We start from the raw sequence: 16,074 nt of genomic DNA, 5'->3' as shown, positions 1-16,074 counted from the left end.
GTGCCTTTTGGCCTCGTAATGCGAGAAGGTGGAACCGTGAGTCGAAGACGGAGACGAGATCCCCGGGAAAATCCGCCGGACGACGTCTTCGCGGAGATGCTTCTCGCGGCCCGCGAGCTGCTCGCGGTCCGAAGCCCGCTCGACGCCGAGCTCATGGTGTCCGACATGCTGGGCGCCTGGTGGGGGAAGCGGCTGCGCGGCGGCGACGTCGAGCAGATCCTCGGTGAGGGCCTCGTCGACTACGCCGCCAAGGCGGGCACCCCCGCCGCGCTCACGCTGCTCATCTCGGTCGCCTACCTCGGCACCGCCCGGCAGGCCGCCAAGGCCGAGGGGGCCGCGCTGGCCCTCATGGAGTCCGACGTCGCCCGTCCCGGCTGGGCCGACCGCGTCGGCGCGGTGAAGCCCCAGGGGTGTTACGTCTCGCGTGACATCTACGGCGACCAGGACACCGTGGTCAGCACGTTCGCCTACAACGGCGACGACCTCCACGCGCTGGTGCTGGTCGTCGACTACAACATGCGGGGCATGGCCCGCGACGCCTGGGTCTCCACGCAGGTCGACAAGCTGCTGGAGCAGGCCGGTCTCGAGGCGGCGGGCAACCCGATGCTGCGCTTCGAGGAGATCGAGCCGCAGCAGGCGCGGGCGCTGCTCGAGTTCGCCATGAAGGCGGCCAGGGAAGAGGCCTACGACCGCAAGGCGCCCAAGGTCGTCAGCGACAGCTACTCCGCCTACCACGCGTTCGCCCGGTCGCGGATCAAGGCGCTGCCCCCCGGCCGGAAGCGGCCGGCGCCGGCCCACTCCGAGGCGCCGTACACGAGAGAGCGGCGGGCCATGCTCGCGGCCGAGTTCCTGGCGAGCGACGCGGCGGAGAACCTGTCCGACCCCTCGGCGGCCTCGCGGTGCGCCGACCACATCATCGACTACGGCTGCGACCAGGATTTCGGCCGCCCGCATCGGGTCAGCCCGTCCAAGTGTGAGACGTTCCTGCTCGACTGGCTGCCCCGCAAGATCATGCTGACCCCGGCGCAGCAGGACGCCATGCCCCATGTGCTGGCGGCCTGGGTCCGCTTCGCGGGGCAGCGCATCGGCCTGCCCGACCAGGCGATCCGGGCCACGCTCGACGCGGTGTGGGAGGCGACCGCCCGGTTCGGCGTGGCCTACCGCGACCCGACGTCGTTCGGGCTCGACCGTGAGCTGGTCGAACGCCTGCTGCCCGACGGCGACCTGTCGGCGCTGGCGCGGCGGGCGTTCGTGTTCCCGGTGCTCCAGGGCACCTACGGCGACATCGAGCTCGACCGGCTCAACCCGGCCGACGAGGCCGACCGGCGGATCCTGCTGGAGATGGACCACGCGGCCGAGCTGTCGCGGCCCGACTTCGCCGAACATCTGGCCTGGCACGAGGAGATCGCCAAGCGTCTGTGGGACGGCGATCCGCCCCAGATGTGGGAGGCGGCCCAGCGGCTGATCGACCTCGGTCATGACCGCCACGACGTCTTACACGTGCTGATCGAGATCGCCGAGCGCATCGGCGACCACCCCGACGAGCTGGCCGCCGCCCTCGACGACATCGCCGACATCCCCGACGAGCCGCCCGTCTAGGCTGAGGATCATGAAGATCGACCTGAACGCCGACCTCGGTGAGGGGTTCGGGGCCTGGAAACTGGGCGACGACGACGCCCTGCTCGAGATCGTGACCAGCGCGAACGTGGCGTGCGGCTTCCACGCCGGCGACCCGCTGACGATCCGCCGCGTGTGCGAGGCCGCGGTCGCCCGGGGGGTGGCCATCGGCGCCCAGGTGTCCTACCGCGACCTGGCGGGGTTCGGGCGGCGGGAGATGGACGTACCGGCCGAGGAGCTGCGGGCCGAGATCCTCTACCAGCTCGCGGCGGTCGACGGAATCGCGCGGGCGTGCGGGGGCCGGGTGAGTTACGTCAAACCGCATGGAGCGCTCTACAACCGGGTGATCTGGGATCGGGTCCAGGCCGCGGCCGTCGTCGGGGCGGTGAATGATTATGGCGATCTGCCGGTGCTGACCCTTCCCGGGTCGGTGGTGCACGGCATGGGTGTGCCGACCGTCAACGAGTGTTTCGCCGATCGGGCCTACACGCCCGAGGGGACTCTGGTGTCGCGGCGGGAGCCCGGGGCGGTGCTCCACGATCCCGGTGAGGTGGCCGCGCGCGCCGTGCGCATGGCGCGCGACGGCGTCGTGGTGGCGGCCGACGGTTCCGAGGTGCGGGTCGAGGCCCGGTCCATCTGCGTTCATGGGGACACGCCCGGTTCTGTACGCCTCGCGCAGGCCGTCCGCGATGCGCTCGTCGGCGCGGGTGTGGCAGTAGAGGCGTTCGCGTGATCCGGCGGGTGGGCGAGCGCGCCCTGCTGGTCGAGACGGGGTCGCTGGCCGCCTCCCACCGGCTGGAGGCCAGGCTACGACTGCTGGCAGACGTCGAGGAGATCGTCCCGGGGCCCGAGACGGTGCTGGTCGTGGGCGGGCGGGCCGACCGGCTCGTCCCGCTGATCGAGCAGCTCGACCACTCCCCTCTCCACGACGTGGCCGGGGAGACCGTCGAGATCCCGGTCGTGTACGACGGCGCGGACCTCCCCGACGTCGCCGCCCTGGCGGGGATCTCCATCGACGAGGTGATCGCCCGGCACACGGCGTCGGAGTTCGTGGCCGGATGGCTGGGCTTCGCGCCGGGTTTCGCCTATCTGGTGGGCCTTGATCCGATTCTGCACATGTCCCGGCTGGACCGCCCCCGCACCGCCGTACCGGCCGGGGCGGTGGCGATCGCCGGGGCCTACTCGGCGGTCTATCCGGCGGCCTCGCCCGGCGGGTGGCGGCTGATCGGCCGCACCTCACTGCCGGTGTGGGACGTGACCGGCGACTCCCCCGCCCTGCTCACGCCGGGCACCCGGGTCAGGATGGTCGCGGCGTGACGGTCGAGATCATCGCTCCCGGCCCCTACGCGACGGTCCAGGATCTCGGGCGGCGCGGCTACGCCCACCTGGGCGTTCCCCGGTCGGGGGCGGCCGACGTGCCGAGCCTGCGGCTGGCCAATCGGCTGGTCGGCAACGCCGAGGACGCCGCCGCGATCGAGCTCACCTTCGGCGGGGCCGCGCTCCGGTTCACTCGGGGTGCCTGGGTGGCGCTGACCGGAGCGGCCGTCCTGACGTCGGCGGGCGGCATGTGGTCGCCGTTCTGGATGGCGCCGGGAACGGTCCTGTCGATCGGCGTGCCCTACGAGGGTTTGCGGACGTATGTGGCGATCCGGGGCGGCGTGTGCGTGCCGCCGGTGCTGGGCAGCAGGTCGACCGACTCGCTCTCGGGCCTCGGACCTGCGCCGTTGACGGCGGGAACGATCCTGGCGCTGGGCGAGCCGATGGCCGGGCTGCACGCCGACGTCGCGCCGCAGCGGCCGATCTCGGCCTCGCCGACCGTCGAGGTGGTGCGCGGGCCTCGCGACGACTGGTTCACCGACGACGGGTTCACGACGCTGTGCGCGGGGTCGTACAGGGTCAGTCAGGACAGCAACCGGGTCGGCGCGCGGCTGGCCGGGACGGCGCTCAGGCGGGCGCGGACCGGGGAACTGCCCAGTGAGGGCATGGTCGCGGGGGCGATCCAGGTGCCGCCGGACGGCCAGCCGATCGTCTTCCTCGCCGACCATCCGCCGACCGGCGGCTATCCGGTGATCGGCGTGGTCACCGTGGCCGATCTCCCGAAGGTGGCCCAGCTCCGGCCCGGCGACCACCTCAGGTTCAGGCCGTCACGATCGTCGTAGCTGGGCGTCGCGGGCCCTGGCCACGGCCTCGGCGCGGCCGGAGACGCCGAGTTTGGCGAAGATGTTCGACACGTGGTTGCGGATCGTCTTCTCGCTGAGGAACAGCCGCTGGGCGATGGCGTGGTTGGTCAGCCCGGCGCCGACCAGGTCGAGCACCTCCCGCTCGCGGTCGGTCAGCTCGGGCAGCACCGGCGGCCGGACGGTCTCGGCGGCCAGCGCGGCCAGCACCCGGCTCCCGGCCGACGACCCGAAGACGACCTGGCCGGACGCCACCGCCTGGAGCGACCGGATGATCTCGTCGGGCGGCGCCTCCTTGAGGAGGTAGCCCCTGGCCCCGGCCCGGACGGCCGCGATGATCGACTCGTCGTCGGACATCATCGTCAGCGCGAGCACGGCGACGGCGGGGTGCCGGGCCCTGATCAGCGCGGTGGCCTCGACGCCGCTCATCCCGGGCAGCCGCAGATCCATCAGCACCACATCCGGCGTGTGCTGTCCGACCAGGTCGAGGGCGGTCTCGGCGGTGCCCGCGACGCCGGCGACCTCGATCTCGGGCAGGTCGCGGAACAGCGCCACGAGCCCGTCGGCGAAGACCGGGTGGTCTTCCACCACGACGACCCGGATCACGGGGTCACCAGCGGGAGCCGGACGACCAGATGGGTGCCGGGGCCGTCGCCGCGCACCTCGAACGTGCCGCCCAGCTCCTCCGACCTGCGGCGCATGGACGTCAGGCCGACGCCCTCCCTGGCCGAGCCGAGACCCGAGCCGTCGTCGTCGACGCTCAGCTCCAGGGCGTCGCGGGCGCGCACCCGGATGGTGCAGCGGGAGGCCCTGGCGTGGCGGGCGGCGTTGGTGAGGGCCTCGGCGGCGATGCGGTAGGTGGCCAGCTCGATCGGCGCGGGCAGCGCCGGGAGGTCGGCGTCGACGGTGACGTCGAGGTGGTCGGCGAAGCCTCGGCCCAGGTCGGCGAGGGCGCCCGCGAGGCCCAGGTCGTCGAGGGGCGGCGGGCGCAGGTCGTTGACGATCGCGCGGACGTCGCCGACGGTCGACCGGATGCGGGTGGACAGGTCGTCCATGATCTCCTTGGCCTTTCCGGGATCGGTGTCCACCAGGCGGCGGCCCCGGTCCATCTGGAGCGCGAGGGCCGCGAGGGTGGGGCCGACCCCGTCGTGCAGTTCGTAGCGCAGCCGGTCGCGCTCCTCCTGCCTGGCCGCCAGCAGCCGGGCGTGCGAGCGCTCCAGGTCGGCGCCGAGCCGGTGGGCGTGGACGGCCACCGCGACGTGCGGGGCCAGCTCCGCCAGCAGCGCCCGGTCTTTGGCGCGCAGCCGCTCGCCGACCACCAGTGTGCCCACGTCACGGCCCCGATGGTGCAGCGGCACCCGTTCGGCGGCCTCGCCGCGCGGGCCCCAGGAGGCCACGATCTCGCCGTGCTCCTCGACGGCCACGTAGGGGACGCGCAGCACTCGGCCGACCTCGGCGGCCATCCGTTCGAGCAGGTCGCCGGGGGCGTCGGCGTCGGACAGGCGGGCTCCCAACCGGCGCAGGGCTCGGGCGGGGTCGTCGCGGTCTCCGTACACGAGGCGGTTGGCGGCGGCGCCGGCCCGCACGTACAGCGGATGCACCGCCAGCGCGACCAGCACCGCCGACGCACCCGCGCCCAGGACGCCGCCCAGCGTGACCGCGATCAGCGTGTAGCCCGCGAGCAGCAGCACGCTCACGGCGCTGAAGGCCAGCGCCCGCGACAGCAGCAGGTCGAGATCCCACAGCCGGTGGGCCACCACGGCCACGGCCACCCCGGCGGGCAGCGGCACGCACGACAGCGCGAGGATCGGCGCCCCCCACGGGACCATCAGGGCCACACCGATCATGCTCACGGTCAGCAGCGCCCCCGCCATGATCCACTGCAGCCGGCGCCGCATCTCCTCGTCGGCGCGGCGATAACGCACCACCAGGGAGGCGAGCGCCGCCACCGCGGCGGCCAGCGAACAGCCGATCCCGGCCGCGCGGACCGCCGGCGGGAGGCCGGTGAGGTGCGCGAAGACGCCCACATAGTCGGGGGGATACATGCGGCCGACCGCACCCATCAGGGTCACCGGCTGGAGGATCCAGTCGAGCGCGTTCAGAAGGATCCCGGTGATCGCGGCGGCGCCCGCCGGTCGCCATCGGGGCGAGGGCAGCCGCCCGTCCGGGAAGATCAACAGCAGGATCGTCGGTACGGCCAGGTAGGCGGGCACCCAGAGCCAGTTCGACAGCCACATGGCCCAGTCGTCGCCCGGCAGCCCACCGTCGTTGATGCCCAGCAGGCCGTACGCCCCCAGCGCCACCCCCACCGCCTGCGCCGCGCCGACGACGACCATGACCCAGCCGACCCGGCTCGCCGGCCGCTGCGCCACCACGAGCAGTCCCGGCACGCCGAACGCCAGCCCCGCCACACAGCGGAACGCGTCGAAACGCTCCACGATCCCGGTCACCCCGAGGTGCCTCAACCGGGGCTCGACGGCGAGGGTCACCGCCACCAAGACCACCAGCGCGCTCACCGGGACGACCACGCGCCAGGCCGTTCTGTCCGCCACGCACCCGATGCTGCCAGCCACGAGTCCCGGCGTCACGGGACGAGAAGTCCCGTCGACGCCGGGACCGGCGCCTCAGGACGCCCGGCGGTCCCGCCACGGATCCTCGGAACGTCACCCCCTGCGACCTCTTCCGAGGAGAAGTCATGTCCCTCACCCCGCCGGTCACGTCGGCCGGGCGCTCCTTCGCCCCCGCCGTCGTCGTCACCATCGGCGTCCTGCTCGTCATGGACGTGGTGGGCGCGCTGATATCGGTGTCCGCCGGCCTCAGCCCCACCTTCCTGGACGCCCTCGGCCCCCAGGCCCGGCTGTCGGCACCGATCCCGATGATGATCGCCCAAGTCGTTCTGGCGGTCGCCGTGAGCGTCCGCCGCCGGGCGGTCGCCGTACCGGCCGCCGCTCTGCTCATGGTCGCCGGGCTGCTGGCCTTCCTGTCCGGCTTCTCGGACGGGGGTTACGCCGCCGACCTCACCGCCGCCCAGCGGGTGTTCCAGCTCGCGCTGGTCGCCGGGCACCTGACCATGGCCGTGTTCGCCGGGCTCCGCCTGGTGACGCTCCTGCGGAAGTGAGGGCGTCGTGACCGACATCCGTGTGCTGGGACCGCTGGAGGTCGTCGGAGCCGACGGCCGCCCCCGTGAGATCGGAACGCCCAAGCAGCGCATGGTGCTCAGCATCCTGGCCCTGGCCGAGGGGCGGCCCGTGTCTCCTTCGACCCTGATCGACCGGATCTGGGGGGACGCCCCTCCCGCCGAGGCGCTCGGCGCGGTGCAGGCGTACGTGTCGAACCTGCGCCGGTTGCTGGAGCCGGAACGGCCCCCTCGCGGCCGGAGCCTGGTGCTGCCGTTCGGCGCCGCCGGATACCGTCTCGTCGTCGACCCCCTTAGCCTGGACGTCACCCGCTTCCTCGCTCTGGCCGCCGAGGTCGAGCAGGCGACCGATCCCGTCCGCGTCGAACGGTCCGCGACCGAGGCGCTGGAGTTGTGGCGTGGTGAGCCGTATGCGGATCTGGCCGGGCAGGAGTACCTGTCCGCCGCCCTGGCGCACCTCACCGAGGCCCGGGTGCGGGTCCAGGAGTTGCGGGTGTCGGCGGTGATCGCCCAGGGACGCCATCACGAGCTGGTGGGGGACCTGAGGGCGCTGACACACGAGCACCCGTTGCGGGAGCGGCTGTGGGCGCTGCTCGCCCTGACGATGTACCGGTGCGGCCGGCAGGGCGAGGCCCTCGACGCTCTGCGCACCGCCCGCCGCATCCTGACCGAGGAACTCGGCATCGACCTCTCCGGCGAACTCCGCGACCTCCAACGCGACATCCTCCGCCAGGCACCCCACCTTAACCCTCAGCGGCTTCCCCTGACCGGCCTCACCCTCCCCGGAACGCCGGACAACGGTTGGTGGCCCCCGAGCGGCGCGAGCACATCCGACGCGATTCTCACATGCACAAGGACCGGTGGCCGACGGGTAATTCAGCGCGGTATCGGGACGTCACCAGGACGACCGTGCGGAGGGACCAGGATCGTCCACCCGTAAGGAAATCCCATGAGAACGCTCCGCAGAACCGCCACCCTCTCCGTCGTCCTCGCGCTGCTCACCGGCCTCCTGCCGGTGACGGCCGGGCCGTCGGCGGCCGACGTCCCCGGGCGGGTGACCGTCACCGGCACCAGTGACAGCGACTCCGGCGACAAGGGCGCCGACGTCTCCTGCCCGACCGGCAAACGCGTGCTCGGCGTCGGCGCCGAGATCACCGGCGGAGTGGGCGGCTCCGTCATCATCGACCAGGTGATCCCGACCTCGGACGGCGTCAGCGCCTACGGCGTCGAGACCCCCGACGGCACGGACGCCCCCTGGCGGATCGGCGTGTGGGCCGTGTGCGGCGACCCGCACGGATCCACCTACACCCGCTCGCAGGCCACCACCTCGCATCCCAATCCGAAGTCCCTCGCGCTCTCCTGCCTCCCGGGCGACTCGATGCTCGGCTCGGGCTACCAACTGGAGGGCGCGCGGGGGAACGTGAGCGTCACCGGGCTCGTCCCGACGCTGACCGGCGTCTCGGTGGAGACCAAGGAGATCCACCGGGGCTACGCGGGCGACTACTACCTGCGGGTGTTCGTCCGCTGCGCCGACGAGAGGCCGGCGGGGCTGCAGGTCGTGTCGGAGGAGAGCGACGAGAACTCCGACGACAAGGGGTCGGTCGTGGACTGTCCCTCGGGCAAGCAGACGTTGAGCGCCGGATTCGACATCCCCGGCGCCGCGGGTGAGACCGTCCTGACCAACTTCATCCCCGCCAACCACACCGCCATGGCCTACGCCAACGAACTGAGCGTCACGGGCAGGGAGTGGAGCGTCGTGACCTACGCGACCTGCGCCACCGAATAGGCCCCACGGGGGCGGCCGTCGGAAGCGCCACGACGGCCGCCCCTCACCGGCCCCGTGGTTGCCCGGCTCCTTCACAGCTCCCCGGTGACCACCACCTTGAGGTTCTTGCCCATCAGGGCGAGCACCTTCTCGGCCGCCTCCTCCACGCCCGGCGCCCGTTCCAGCATGGTCGCGGTCAGGGCGCCGTCGCGGGCGTCCCAGGTGCCGACCACGCGCCCCCGATGGACCACCACCGGGGAGATCCAGCCCGCCGTCCTGCTGACCGCCGCCTTCGCCGCCGCGGGCAGGAGGGGTTCGAGGTCGCGGGGTGCGCCCATGATGTACTGGTCGAAGCCCGCCAGGAGGAAGGTCTCCTCGGAGGGCTCGGTCGCCTGGAGTTCGTCGACGTGTTCGGGCAGGACGAAGAGGTCCTCACCCTCGACGGTGATCGTCGCGGGGGCGAGGTCGGCGAACCACTGACGCAGGACGGCCCGCCGGGTCAGCCCCCGGAACAGCCACCCGTCGAAGGCGGCCATGCTCGCCGGGCCGTGTGCCCCCAGGTAGGCCCGCAGCAGGGCGGCCCCGCCCTCTTCCGGGGACATCTCCCCCACCCGGGGCGGCGCCGTGAAGGTCACCTTCCCGGCGCGCGGCACCCCGTGGCAGAGCTCGCCGAGGAAGCTCAGCGGTTTGAACAGCTGGCCCCAGCCGGAGGCCATCTTCTCGCGCAGATGGTCGTCGCCGGTCACCGCGATCACCGCGTCGACCAGCTCCTCGCGGGTCAGCTCGGCGTCGCCGAGGGCCTGCGGGACGGCACCGATGATGGCGTCGAGCTCCTTGGCCGACACCCCGCTGCCCCGGTACCACGAGGGTTTGTCCCAGTAGCGGAGGGTGCCCAGCACCGCCCGGTAGACCGGCCAGGACGAGGTGGGCAGCAGGTGCAGGGTCCCCCGGATCGACCACGTCTTGAGCAGGGACCGGTCGCTCCAGAGAGCCCGCTCGATCTCCGGCCCGGCGACCCGGCCGAGCCGGAGCGAGACCGCCAGCTCGGCCGACGACGCCACCTGGGCCTGCACCCCGCAGAGCCGCTCGGCCACGGCCACCGCGTCGGTGCCGGGAGAGGTCACGAACTGACGGCCGAGCCGCCACGCCAGCACCTGCGGCCACGTCACGTCCATGGCCGCACGCTAGCCGACCCCTCCGACAGAACCCCTACGACTTGAAGCCGATGTCGGCGTAGTCGAGGTCGCGGAAGCCGCGGGCGCCCACGTTGACCAGGCCCGAGTTGACCGCGACGGTCTGGGGCCGCTGGTAGAGGGGCAGGACGTTGACCTCGCGCCACACCAGCCGGTCGGCCTCGTTGATCAGGCGCAGGGCCTTCGCGGGGTCGAGTTCGGCCATCGCCGACTTCAGTTTCGCGTCGATCTCGGCGTTGCCGCTGCGGCCCAGGTTCGCGTTCCACACGATGTCGTCGCCCTGCGACCGGACCCCGTTCGCGTACGTCCCGTAGGACGCCGAGACGGGGAACGGCGTACCCACGTAGGAGAAGGGCGCGATGTCGTAGTTGCCGGGGATGACGTACTTGGTGAAGAAGTCGTTGCTCGGAACGGTCTCGATCGTCAGCTTGATCCCCAGTTTGGCCAGCATCGCCTGGGTGATCTCCCCCTCCGATCGGGCGAGCTGCAGGCCGGAGGGGATCACGAAGCGCAGGTCGAGCTGCTTGCCGGCCTTGGAGCGGACCGTCCCGCTCAGCCGCCACCCGGCCGCGTCGAGCAGCGCCCCGGCGCGGGCGGCGTCGGGACCGGCGAGTTCGTCGGCGTTGGGGCGGTAGCCCTGCTGGCTGTTCATCAGGAAGTGGTTGTCGAGCAGGGTGACCGGCCAGTTCAGGCCCTTCAGGTCGCTCTTGGCGATGACCGCGCGGTCGATGCCGAGGGCGATGGCCTGGCGGACCCGGACGTCCGTGAGGATCGGGCTCTCGCCGTTGAAGGTGAAGTGGCGGAAGTCGGGACCGGCCGCCTGGCGGACCACCGCGCCCGCCGCCGACTTCGCGCGGGACAGGTCGGCGGCCGAGGGGCCGATGTCGAAGACGTCGAGCTCGCCGTTGGCGAAGGCGGCCACCCGCGCGTCCGATTCGAGGCCGCGGAAGACGATCGAGTCGAGCTTCGCGGGGTCGCTCCACCACTTGCCGTCGCGGGCCAGCGTCACCGTCTTGGCCCGGGTGTCGAAGGCGCCGAACTTGAACGGGCCCGCCGTCGCCGGGATCTTGCCGACCCAGCCGGCGTTGAAGGCCTGCGGGGAGGAGTTGGCGCCCTTCGGGTAGAGCGGGGCGAACAGGGAGCGCCAGTCGCCGAACGGGCGGGTGAAGGTGACGACGACCTCGTAGTCGTTCTTGCCCTTCGTCACCGAGGCGATGTCCTGATATCCGGTGACGTTGGCGACGTGGTAGGCCGGGTCGCTGCCGCGCAGGGCCTTCCACTGGGCCGCGTAGTCGGCCCAGGTGATCGGCTCGCCGTTCGACCAGCGGGCCTTCGGGTTCAGGGTGTACGTCACGACCTGCTTCGGCGTCGCCCGCGTCACGTCGGCGAAGGCCACATAGTCGGGGTCGAGGGCGAGGACCCCGTGTTCGTCGGCGCGGAACGGGCGGGGCATGAGGGCGTCCATGACCGTCTTGACGTTGGCCAGGTTGCCGTCGATGTGGTTCTGGTTCCACTGGGCGGGATATTCGGTCAGGCCCCAGCGGAGCGTTCCGCCGGTCTTGACCTCTGCGCGCGGGGTCAGGTTGAGGTCGGCCGCGGTGACCTGGGCGGCCTGCTCGCCCGGCTCACCCGGCTGGGCGGTGCAGGCGGCGGTCGTCAGGGCGGCCAGTAGCAGGGCGTACGCGCGTTTCACGGTGCTTCTCCTGGATGGTGGTGGCAGGCGGCTCCCGAGTCGCCGGTGATCTCGGGTTCCTCGGTGACGCAGCGGGATCTCGGGGCGGCGGGGAGCTCGGCGTACAGGGGACAGCGGGGGCGGAAACGGCAGCCCGCGACGATGGGTGGGTCGTCGTCGCGCAGGGCCGAGGCGTGGAGCAGGGCTTTCGTGTACGGATGTGCGGGGGCGGCGAAGATCTGGTGGGCGGGGCCGATCTCGGCGATCCGGCCGCGGTACATGACCGCGACGCGGTCGGCGATGCGGCGGATCAGCGGCAGGTCGTGGGCGACGAACAGGTAGGACAGGCCGCGTTCGGCCCGCAGGGTCTCCAGGAGCGTGATGATCTCGGCGCGGATGGTCGGGTCGAGGGCCGAGACGGGTTCGTCCAAAACCAGGACTTCGGGGTCGAGCGCGATCGCCCTGGCGATCGCGACACGCTGGCGCTGGCCTCCGGAGAGGTGGACGGGGTGGCGGTCGGCGTAGTCGAGCGGCAGCCCGACCTGCGCGAGCAGCAGCGGGACCCGGTCGGCTGAGCGGCCGTGGGTGGTGAGCGGTTCGGCGATGATCGCGCCGACGGTCATGCGCGGGTCGAGCGACGACGACGGGTCCTGGAAGACGATCTGGAGGTCGCGCCGGATCCGGCGGCGGTCGCGCCGCGAGACGTTCGCGGTGTCGCGGCCGAGCACGGTGATCCGGCCCCGCTGCGGCCGGGCCAGCGCCATGATCTCCATGAGCAGCGTGGTCTTGCCCGACCCCGACTCGCCGACGAGCCCGAGCGTCTCGCCCGAGCGGAGGTCGAAACTCACCCCGTCGACCGCTTTGACCCCCGGGTGGTGGCGGACCAGATCCCGCACTTCGAGCACGGTCCTGATCGGCCGGGGGGCGGCGGGCCGGTCCGTGGCCTCCATCGCGGCGATGAGTTCCTTCGTGTACGTCTCCCTCGGCGCCCGCAGCACCTCCTCCACCGTGCCGGTCTCCACGGTCGCGCCGCGCCGCAGGACGTGAACCCGGTCGGCGACCTTCGCGACGACCGAAAGGTCGTGGGTGATGAGAAGAACGGCGGCGCCCGTTTCCCGCTGCGCCGTTTTCAGCACGTCGAGAATGTGCGCCTGGACGGTCACGTCGAGCGCGGTCGTGGGTTCGTCGGCGATGAGCAGACCGGGATCGTTGGCGATGGCCATCGCGATGAGCGCGCGCTGCCGCATTCCGCCGGAGAACTCATGCGGATACGACCGCGCCCGCTGATGCGGATCGCGGATGCCGACCAGGTCGAGCAGTTCGACCGCCCGCCGCGCCGCCGTTTTCCGGGTGACGCGCTGGTGCACCCGAATGGCCTCGGCGATCTGCGCTCCGACGCGATGAACGGGGGTGAACGCCTGAAGCGGATCCTGGAACACGATGGCCATCGCGCGCCCGCGCAGCGCGGTCAGCCTTTTCTCCGAGGCGGTGGTGAGTTCCTCACCGTCGAGCAGAATCGACCCGCTCGTCGAGGCGGTGCGCGGCAGCAATCCCATGAGGGCCAGCGCGGTCGCGGATTTCCCCGACCCCGATTCCCCGATGAGCCCGAGGATTTCTCCGCGCGCGACGGAGAAACTCAGGTCATGGACGGCTGGCGTGTTCCCGAAGGAGATGGAAAGACCGGTGACGTCGATCATTTGGGCGCTCGCAGGGCCGGGTCGAACCGGTCGCGCAGGTCGTCGCCGACCAGGTTGACCGCGATGATCAGGGCGATGAGCAGCCCGGCCGCCCACCAGAAGGTCCAGGGTGCGTAGAGGGCGGTCGGCGCCCCGTCGGCGATGAGCGAGCCGAGCGACACGTCGGGCGGCACCACCCCGAACCCGAAATACGACAGCGTCGTCTCGGCCAGGATCGCGGCGCTCACATTCACCGTGGCGTCGGCGATGAGGAGCGAGGCCAGATTCGGAATGACGTGGCGCAGCACGATGCGGTGGGCGGGCACGCCCATGAACCGGGCCGCTTTCACGTAGTCGCGGTCGCGCATCACGATGGTGACGCCGCGCACCGCTTTCGCCGTCACCATCCACATGAACGCCGCCAGCAGCACGACCAGCGCGATCCATTGGTCCTGCCCCGACGACACGACGGCGACGACGAGAAAGGCGGGGATGACGAGCAGCAGATCGGTGACCCACATCAGCGTGCGGTCGACCCAGCCGAGGAAATATCCCGCGAAAGCGCCGACCAGCGCGGCGATGGCCGTGGCCACGACGGCCACGACGAATCCGATGAGCAGCGACTTGCGCAGCCCCAAGAGGGTGAGGACGAGAATGTCGCCGCCCGATGCGGTCGTACCGAAAGGATGATTCGCCGAAGGCGGCTGGAGGAAGGCCTCGAAATCGCGGTCGGAGGCCGTCCAGGGAATGAGGATCGGACCGAGGACGGCGAGCGCGGCGAGGAAACTGAGCAGCGCGAGCCCGGCGATGCCGGTCGCCGAGAACATGCGCGGCCGGATGTCGGCGGGGGTGTCGTCGACGGGCGCCGCGACGTCGGGGAGTGTCGCGCTCATCGGGCCCTCCCGGGGTTGAGCACCCGCTGGAGCACGTCGGCCAGGGCCGCGCACAGCAGCAGCGTGACGGCGGCCACGGCGGTGATCCCGGCGACGGTGTTGACGTCGCTGGTCACGATCGCGGAGATGAGCCGCTGGCCCAGGCCGTGCCAGCCGAAGACGGTCTCGGTGATGGTCGCGCCGACCAGCAGTGTGCCGAAGGTGAAGGTCAGATAGGTGGTCGTGGGGATCAGCGCGGTCCGCAGGGCGTGGCCGACGATGACCTTGCGCCGCGACAGCCCCTTGGCGCGGGCGGTGCGCACGTAGTCGGCGCCCAGCACGTCGAGCATGGCGCTGCGCTGGTAGCGGCTCACGACCGCGGCCACCGGGAGCGCCAGGGTCAGCGCGGGCAGCACGATATGTCGGAGCCGGTCGAGCGCGCCGCCGGTGGTGAACTCGCCACTGACCATGAGGAACCGGACGCCGGTCGTGTCGTTGAACCAGACCGTGGCGATGATCAGCACGTTGGCCAGCACGATCGTCGGCACCGCCAGCAGCAGGAACACGCCCCCGCCCGACAGCCGGTCGAACCAGCGCCGGTGGTGGACGGCGGCGAGGGTGCCCACCGTGAGCCCGATGAGCGCTCCCACGACGAGCCCGCTGGTAACGAGCCGGAAGGTCACCCCGGCGCGTTCGGCCAGGTCGGCGCCGACGCTGGTGCCGTCCCAGGTGAGGCCGAAGTCACCGCGCACCATGCCGGAGGCCCAGGTCAGGTAGCGGTCGACCAGCGGGTCCTTGTCGTTGAGGCCGACCTCGGACAGCGCGGCGTCGACCACGGTGGCCGGGGGCGCCGGGGTGCGGCCGGCGTAGTTGGCCCGGGGATCGAGGGTCAGCGCGGCCAGCAGCCACGCCAGGCTGGAGGCGACGACGATCAACGCCACGTAGTTCACCAGTCGCACCATGATTACCCCCACCACCTCGCGTCACAGAGTAATGGCAGAGCGTGATCAAATCAGGCGAGCCGAACGCGTGGATCGAGGAACGAATACGCCACGTCGACGAGAATGTTCGCGATCACGATGAAAGCGGCGGCCAGAATGGCGGCGCCGATGATGACGGGCAGGTCACCGTCCCGCACCGACCGGATCATGAGCTGCCCGATGCCCTGCAATCCGAAGACCGATTCGGTGACGACCACGCCACCCAGGAGAGTCCCGACATCTACCCCGAACTGGGTGATGACGGGCGTCAGCGCGGCCCGGAGGCCATGGCGATAGGTGACCGACCGCTCGGGCACCCCTTTGGCCCGCGCTGTACGGATGTAGTCCTCGCCCATCGTGTCGAGCATCGAGCCCCGGGTGAGCCGTACGTAGACCGCCGCCTGGACCACGGCCAGGCAGATCCACGGCATGACCATGGTCGACAGGAAGGCCCCGACGTCGACGAACGGCGAGATGTACGGGCCGGGCTGGAGCCCCGTCCCCGGGAACACCGACAGCGCGAGATAGATCATCAGGATGCCGAGCACGAACGTCGGGAGCGAGATCCCCGCCAGCACGAGCACGGTCAGCAGGCGATCGCGGAAACTGCGCGGCTTGGTGGCGGAGATGACCCCACCGCCCACCCCCATGATCATCCACAGCACCGCCGCCCCGAAGACCAGCCACAACGTGCCCGGCAGGCTCTGCAGGATCAGTGTGGAGACGGGCGTCTGGCTGATGAAGGAGGTCCCGAGGTCACCTCGGAGCAGGTTGCCGAGGAACCCGAGGTACTGCGTGAACAGCGGCCGGTCGAGCCCGAGCGTGTCCTTGATCTGCTCGACGACCTCGATCGGCGCGCGTGGCCCCGCGAGCCGGCGCGCGACGTTGTCGGCGGGACCCGCGAAGAACAGCAGGAACACGGTCGTCGCCACCAGCCACAGCACGACGATCCCGAAGACGATCCGCCGGATGAGAAAGCGCCACAC

15 protein-coding genes are annotated in these 16,074 nt (G+C 71.6%); 7 read left to right on the top strand and 8 right to left on the bottom strand.

Features of this window, described 5'->3' with window-relative positions; all coding sequences use genetic code 11:
• Positions 1 to 96: 96 nt before the first annotated feature.
• Genes ACYQ78_RS23900 through ACYQ78_RS23885 form a run of 4 tightly spaced genes read left to right on the top strand, consistent with a single transcriptional unit; the run spans position 97 to position 3,776 of the window.
• Entirely contained in the window at positions 97 to 1,599 is a 1,503-nt protein-coding gene (locus tag ACYQ78_RS23900) for a hypothetical protein (RefSeq protein WP_459803379.1), read from the top strand.
• Positions 1,600 to 1,609: 10 nt separating this feature from the next.
• Complete coding sequence (locus ACYQ78_RS23895; protein ID WP_459803122.1) at positions 1,610 to 2,350, top strand: LamB/YcsF family protein; 741 nt, start codon at positions 1,610 to 1,612, stop codon at positions 2,348 to 2,350.
• Positions 2,347 to 2,934: a 5-oxoprolinase subunit B family protein gene (locus tag ACYQ78_RS23890; RefSeq protein ID WP_459803121.1), complete on the top strand. Its 588-nt coding sequence runs from the start codon at positions 2,347 to 2,349 to the stop codon at positions 2,932 to 2,934. The genes ACYQ78_RS23895 and ACYQ78_RS23890 overlap by 4 nt, the downstream gene beginning before the upstream one ends.
• Positions 2,931 to 3,776 (top strand): 5-oxoprolinase subunit C family protein, encoded by an 846-nt coding sequence (locus tag ACYQ78_RS23885; protein WP_459803120.1) that lies wholly within the window; start codon positions 2,931 to 2,933, stop codon positions 3,774 to 3,776. Before ACYQ78_RS23890 ends, ACYQ78_RS23885 begins: the two co-directional genes overlap by 4 nt.
• Here ACYQ78_RS23885 and ACYQ78_RS23880 read toward each other — a convergent pair.
• Both ACYQ78_RS23880 and ACYQ78_RS23875 read right to left on the bottom strand, forming a co-directional pair.
• A complete protein-coding gene (locus tag ACYQ78_RS23880) occupies positions 3,762 to 4,400 on the bottom strand; it encodes a response regulator (RefSeq protein ID WP_459803119.1) in 639 nt (212 codons plus the stop codon). The genes ACYQ78_RS23885 and ACYQ78_RS23880 overlap by 15 nt on opposite strands.
• A complete protein-coding gene (locus ACYQ78_RS23875) occupies positions 4,397 to 6,346 on the bottom strand; it encodes a histidine kinase (RefSeq protein WP_459803118.1) in 1,950 nt (649 codons plus the stop codon). The genes ACYQ78_RS23880 and ACYQ78_RS23875 overlap by 4 nt, the downstream gene beginning before the upstream one ends.
• Before the next feature lie 143 nt (positions 6,347 to 6,489).
• On the opposite strand from ACYQ78_RS23875, the gene ACYQ78_RS23870 reads away from it, so the two are divergent.
• From ACYQ78_RS23870 to ACYQ78_RS23860, 3 genes are read left to right on the top strand one after another with little or no spacing between them, the layout of a single operon-like run.
• Entirely contained in the window at positions 6,490 to 6,912 is a 423-nt protein-coding gene (locus ACYQ78_RS23870) for a hypothetical protein (RefSeq protein WP_459803117.1), read from the top strand.
• Positions 6,913 to 6,919: 7 nt separating this feature from the next.
• Positions 6,920 to 7,870, top strand: a complete 951-nt coding sequence (locus ACYQ78_RS23865; RefSeq protein ID WP_459803116.1) for an AfsR/SARP family transcriptional regulator — start codon at positions 6,920 to 6,922, stop codon at positions 7,868 to 7,870.
• A gap of 9 nt (positions 7,871 to 7,879) precedes the next feature.
• Positions 7,880 to 8,716 carry a hypothetical protein gene (locus ACYQ78_RS23860; RefSeq protein WP_459803115.1) on the top strand — a complete coding sequence of 279 codons (837 nt, stop codon included), beginning with the start codon at positions 7,880 to 7,882 and terminating at the stop codon, positions 8,714 to 8,716.
• A gap of 71 nt (positions 8,717 to 8,787) precedes the next feature.
• On the opposite strand, the gene ACYQ78_RS23855 is transcribed toward ACYQ78_RS23860, so the two are convergent.
• Genes ACYQ78_RS23855 through ACYQ78_RS23830 form a run of 6 tightly spaced genes read right to left on the bottom strand, consistent with a single transcriptional unit; the run spans position 8,788 to position 16,074 of the window.
• On the bottom strand, positions 8,788 to 9,870 hold the full coding sequence (locus ACYQ78_RS23855; RefSeq protein ID WP_459803114.1) for a DNA glycosylase AlkZ-like family protein: 1,083 nt from the start codon (positions 9,868 to 9,870) through the stop codon (positions 8,788 to 8,790).
• A gap of 34 nt (positions 9,871 to 9,904) precedes the next feature.
• The gene (locus ACYQ78_RS23850; protein ID WP_459803113.1) at positions 9,905 to 11,581 is read right to left on the bottom strand and encodes an ABC transporter family substrate-binding protein; all 1,677 of its coding nucleotides are present in this window, start codon (positions 11,579 to 11,581) and stop codon (positions 9,905 to 9,907) included.
• On the bottom strand, positions 11,578 to 13,257 hold the full coding sequence (locus tag ACYQ78_RS23845; RefSeq protein ID WP_459803112.1) for a dipeptide ABC transporter ATP-binding protein: 1,680 nt from the start codon (positions 13,255 to 13,257) through the stop codon (positions 11,578 to 11,580). The genes ACYQ78_RS23850 and ACYQ78_RS23845 overlap by 4 nt, the downstream gene beginning before the upstream one ends.
• Positions 13,254 to 14,129 (bottom strand): ABC transporter permease, encoded by an 876-nt coding sequence (locus ACYQ78_RS23840; protein ID WP_459803111.1) that lies wholly within the window; start codon positions 14,127 to 14,129, stop codon positions 13,254 to 13,256. The genes ACYQ78_RS23845 and ACYQ78_RS23840 overlap by 4 nt, the downstream gene beginning before the upstream one ends.
• Positions 14,126 to 15,070 carry an ABC transporter permease gene (locus tag ACYQ78_RS23835; protein ID WP_459803110.1) on the bottom strand — a complete coding sequence of 315 codons (945 nt, stop codon included), beginning with the start codon at positions 15,068 to 15,070 and terminating at the stop codon, positions 14,126 to 14,128. Before ACYQ78_RS23835 ends, ACYQ78_RS23840 begins: the two co-directional genes overlap by 4 nt.
• A gap of 50 nt (positions 15,071 to 15,120) precedes the next feature.
• On the bottom strand, positions 15,121 to 16,074 hold the full coding sequence (locus ACYQ78_RS23830) for an ABC transporter permease (protein WP_459803109.1): 954 nt from the start codon (positions 16,072 to 16,074) through the stop codon (positions 15,121 to 15,123).

The sequence above is a fragment of the Herbidospora sp. RD11066 genome (genome assembly GCF_054661255.1).
Note: the sequence above shows the minus strand (reverse complement) of the source record. Positions and strands in the feature narration are given on the sequence as shown.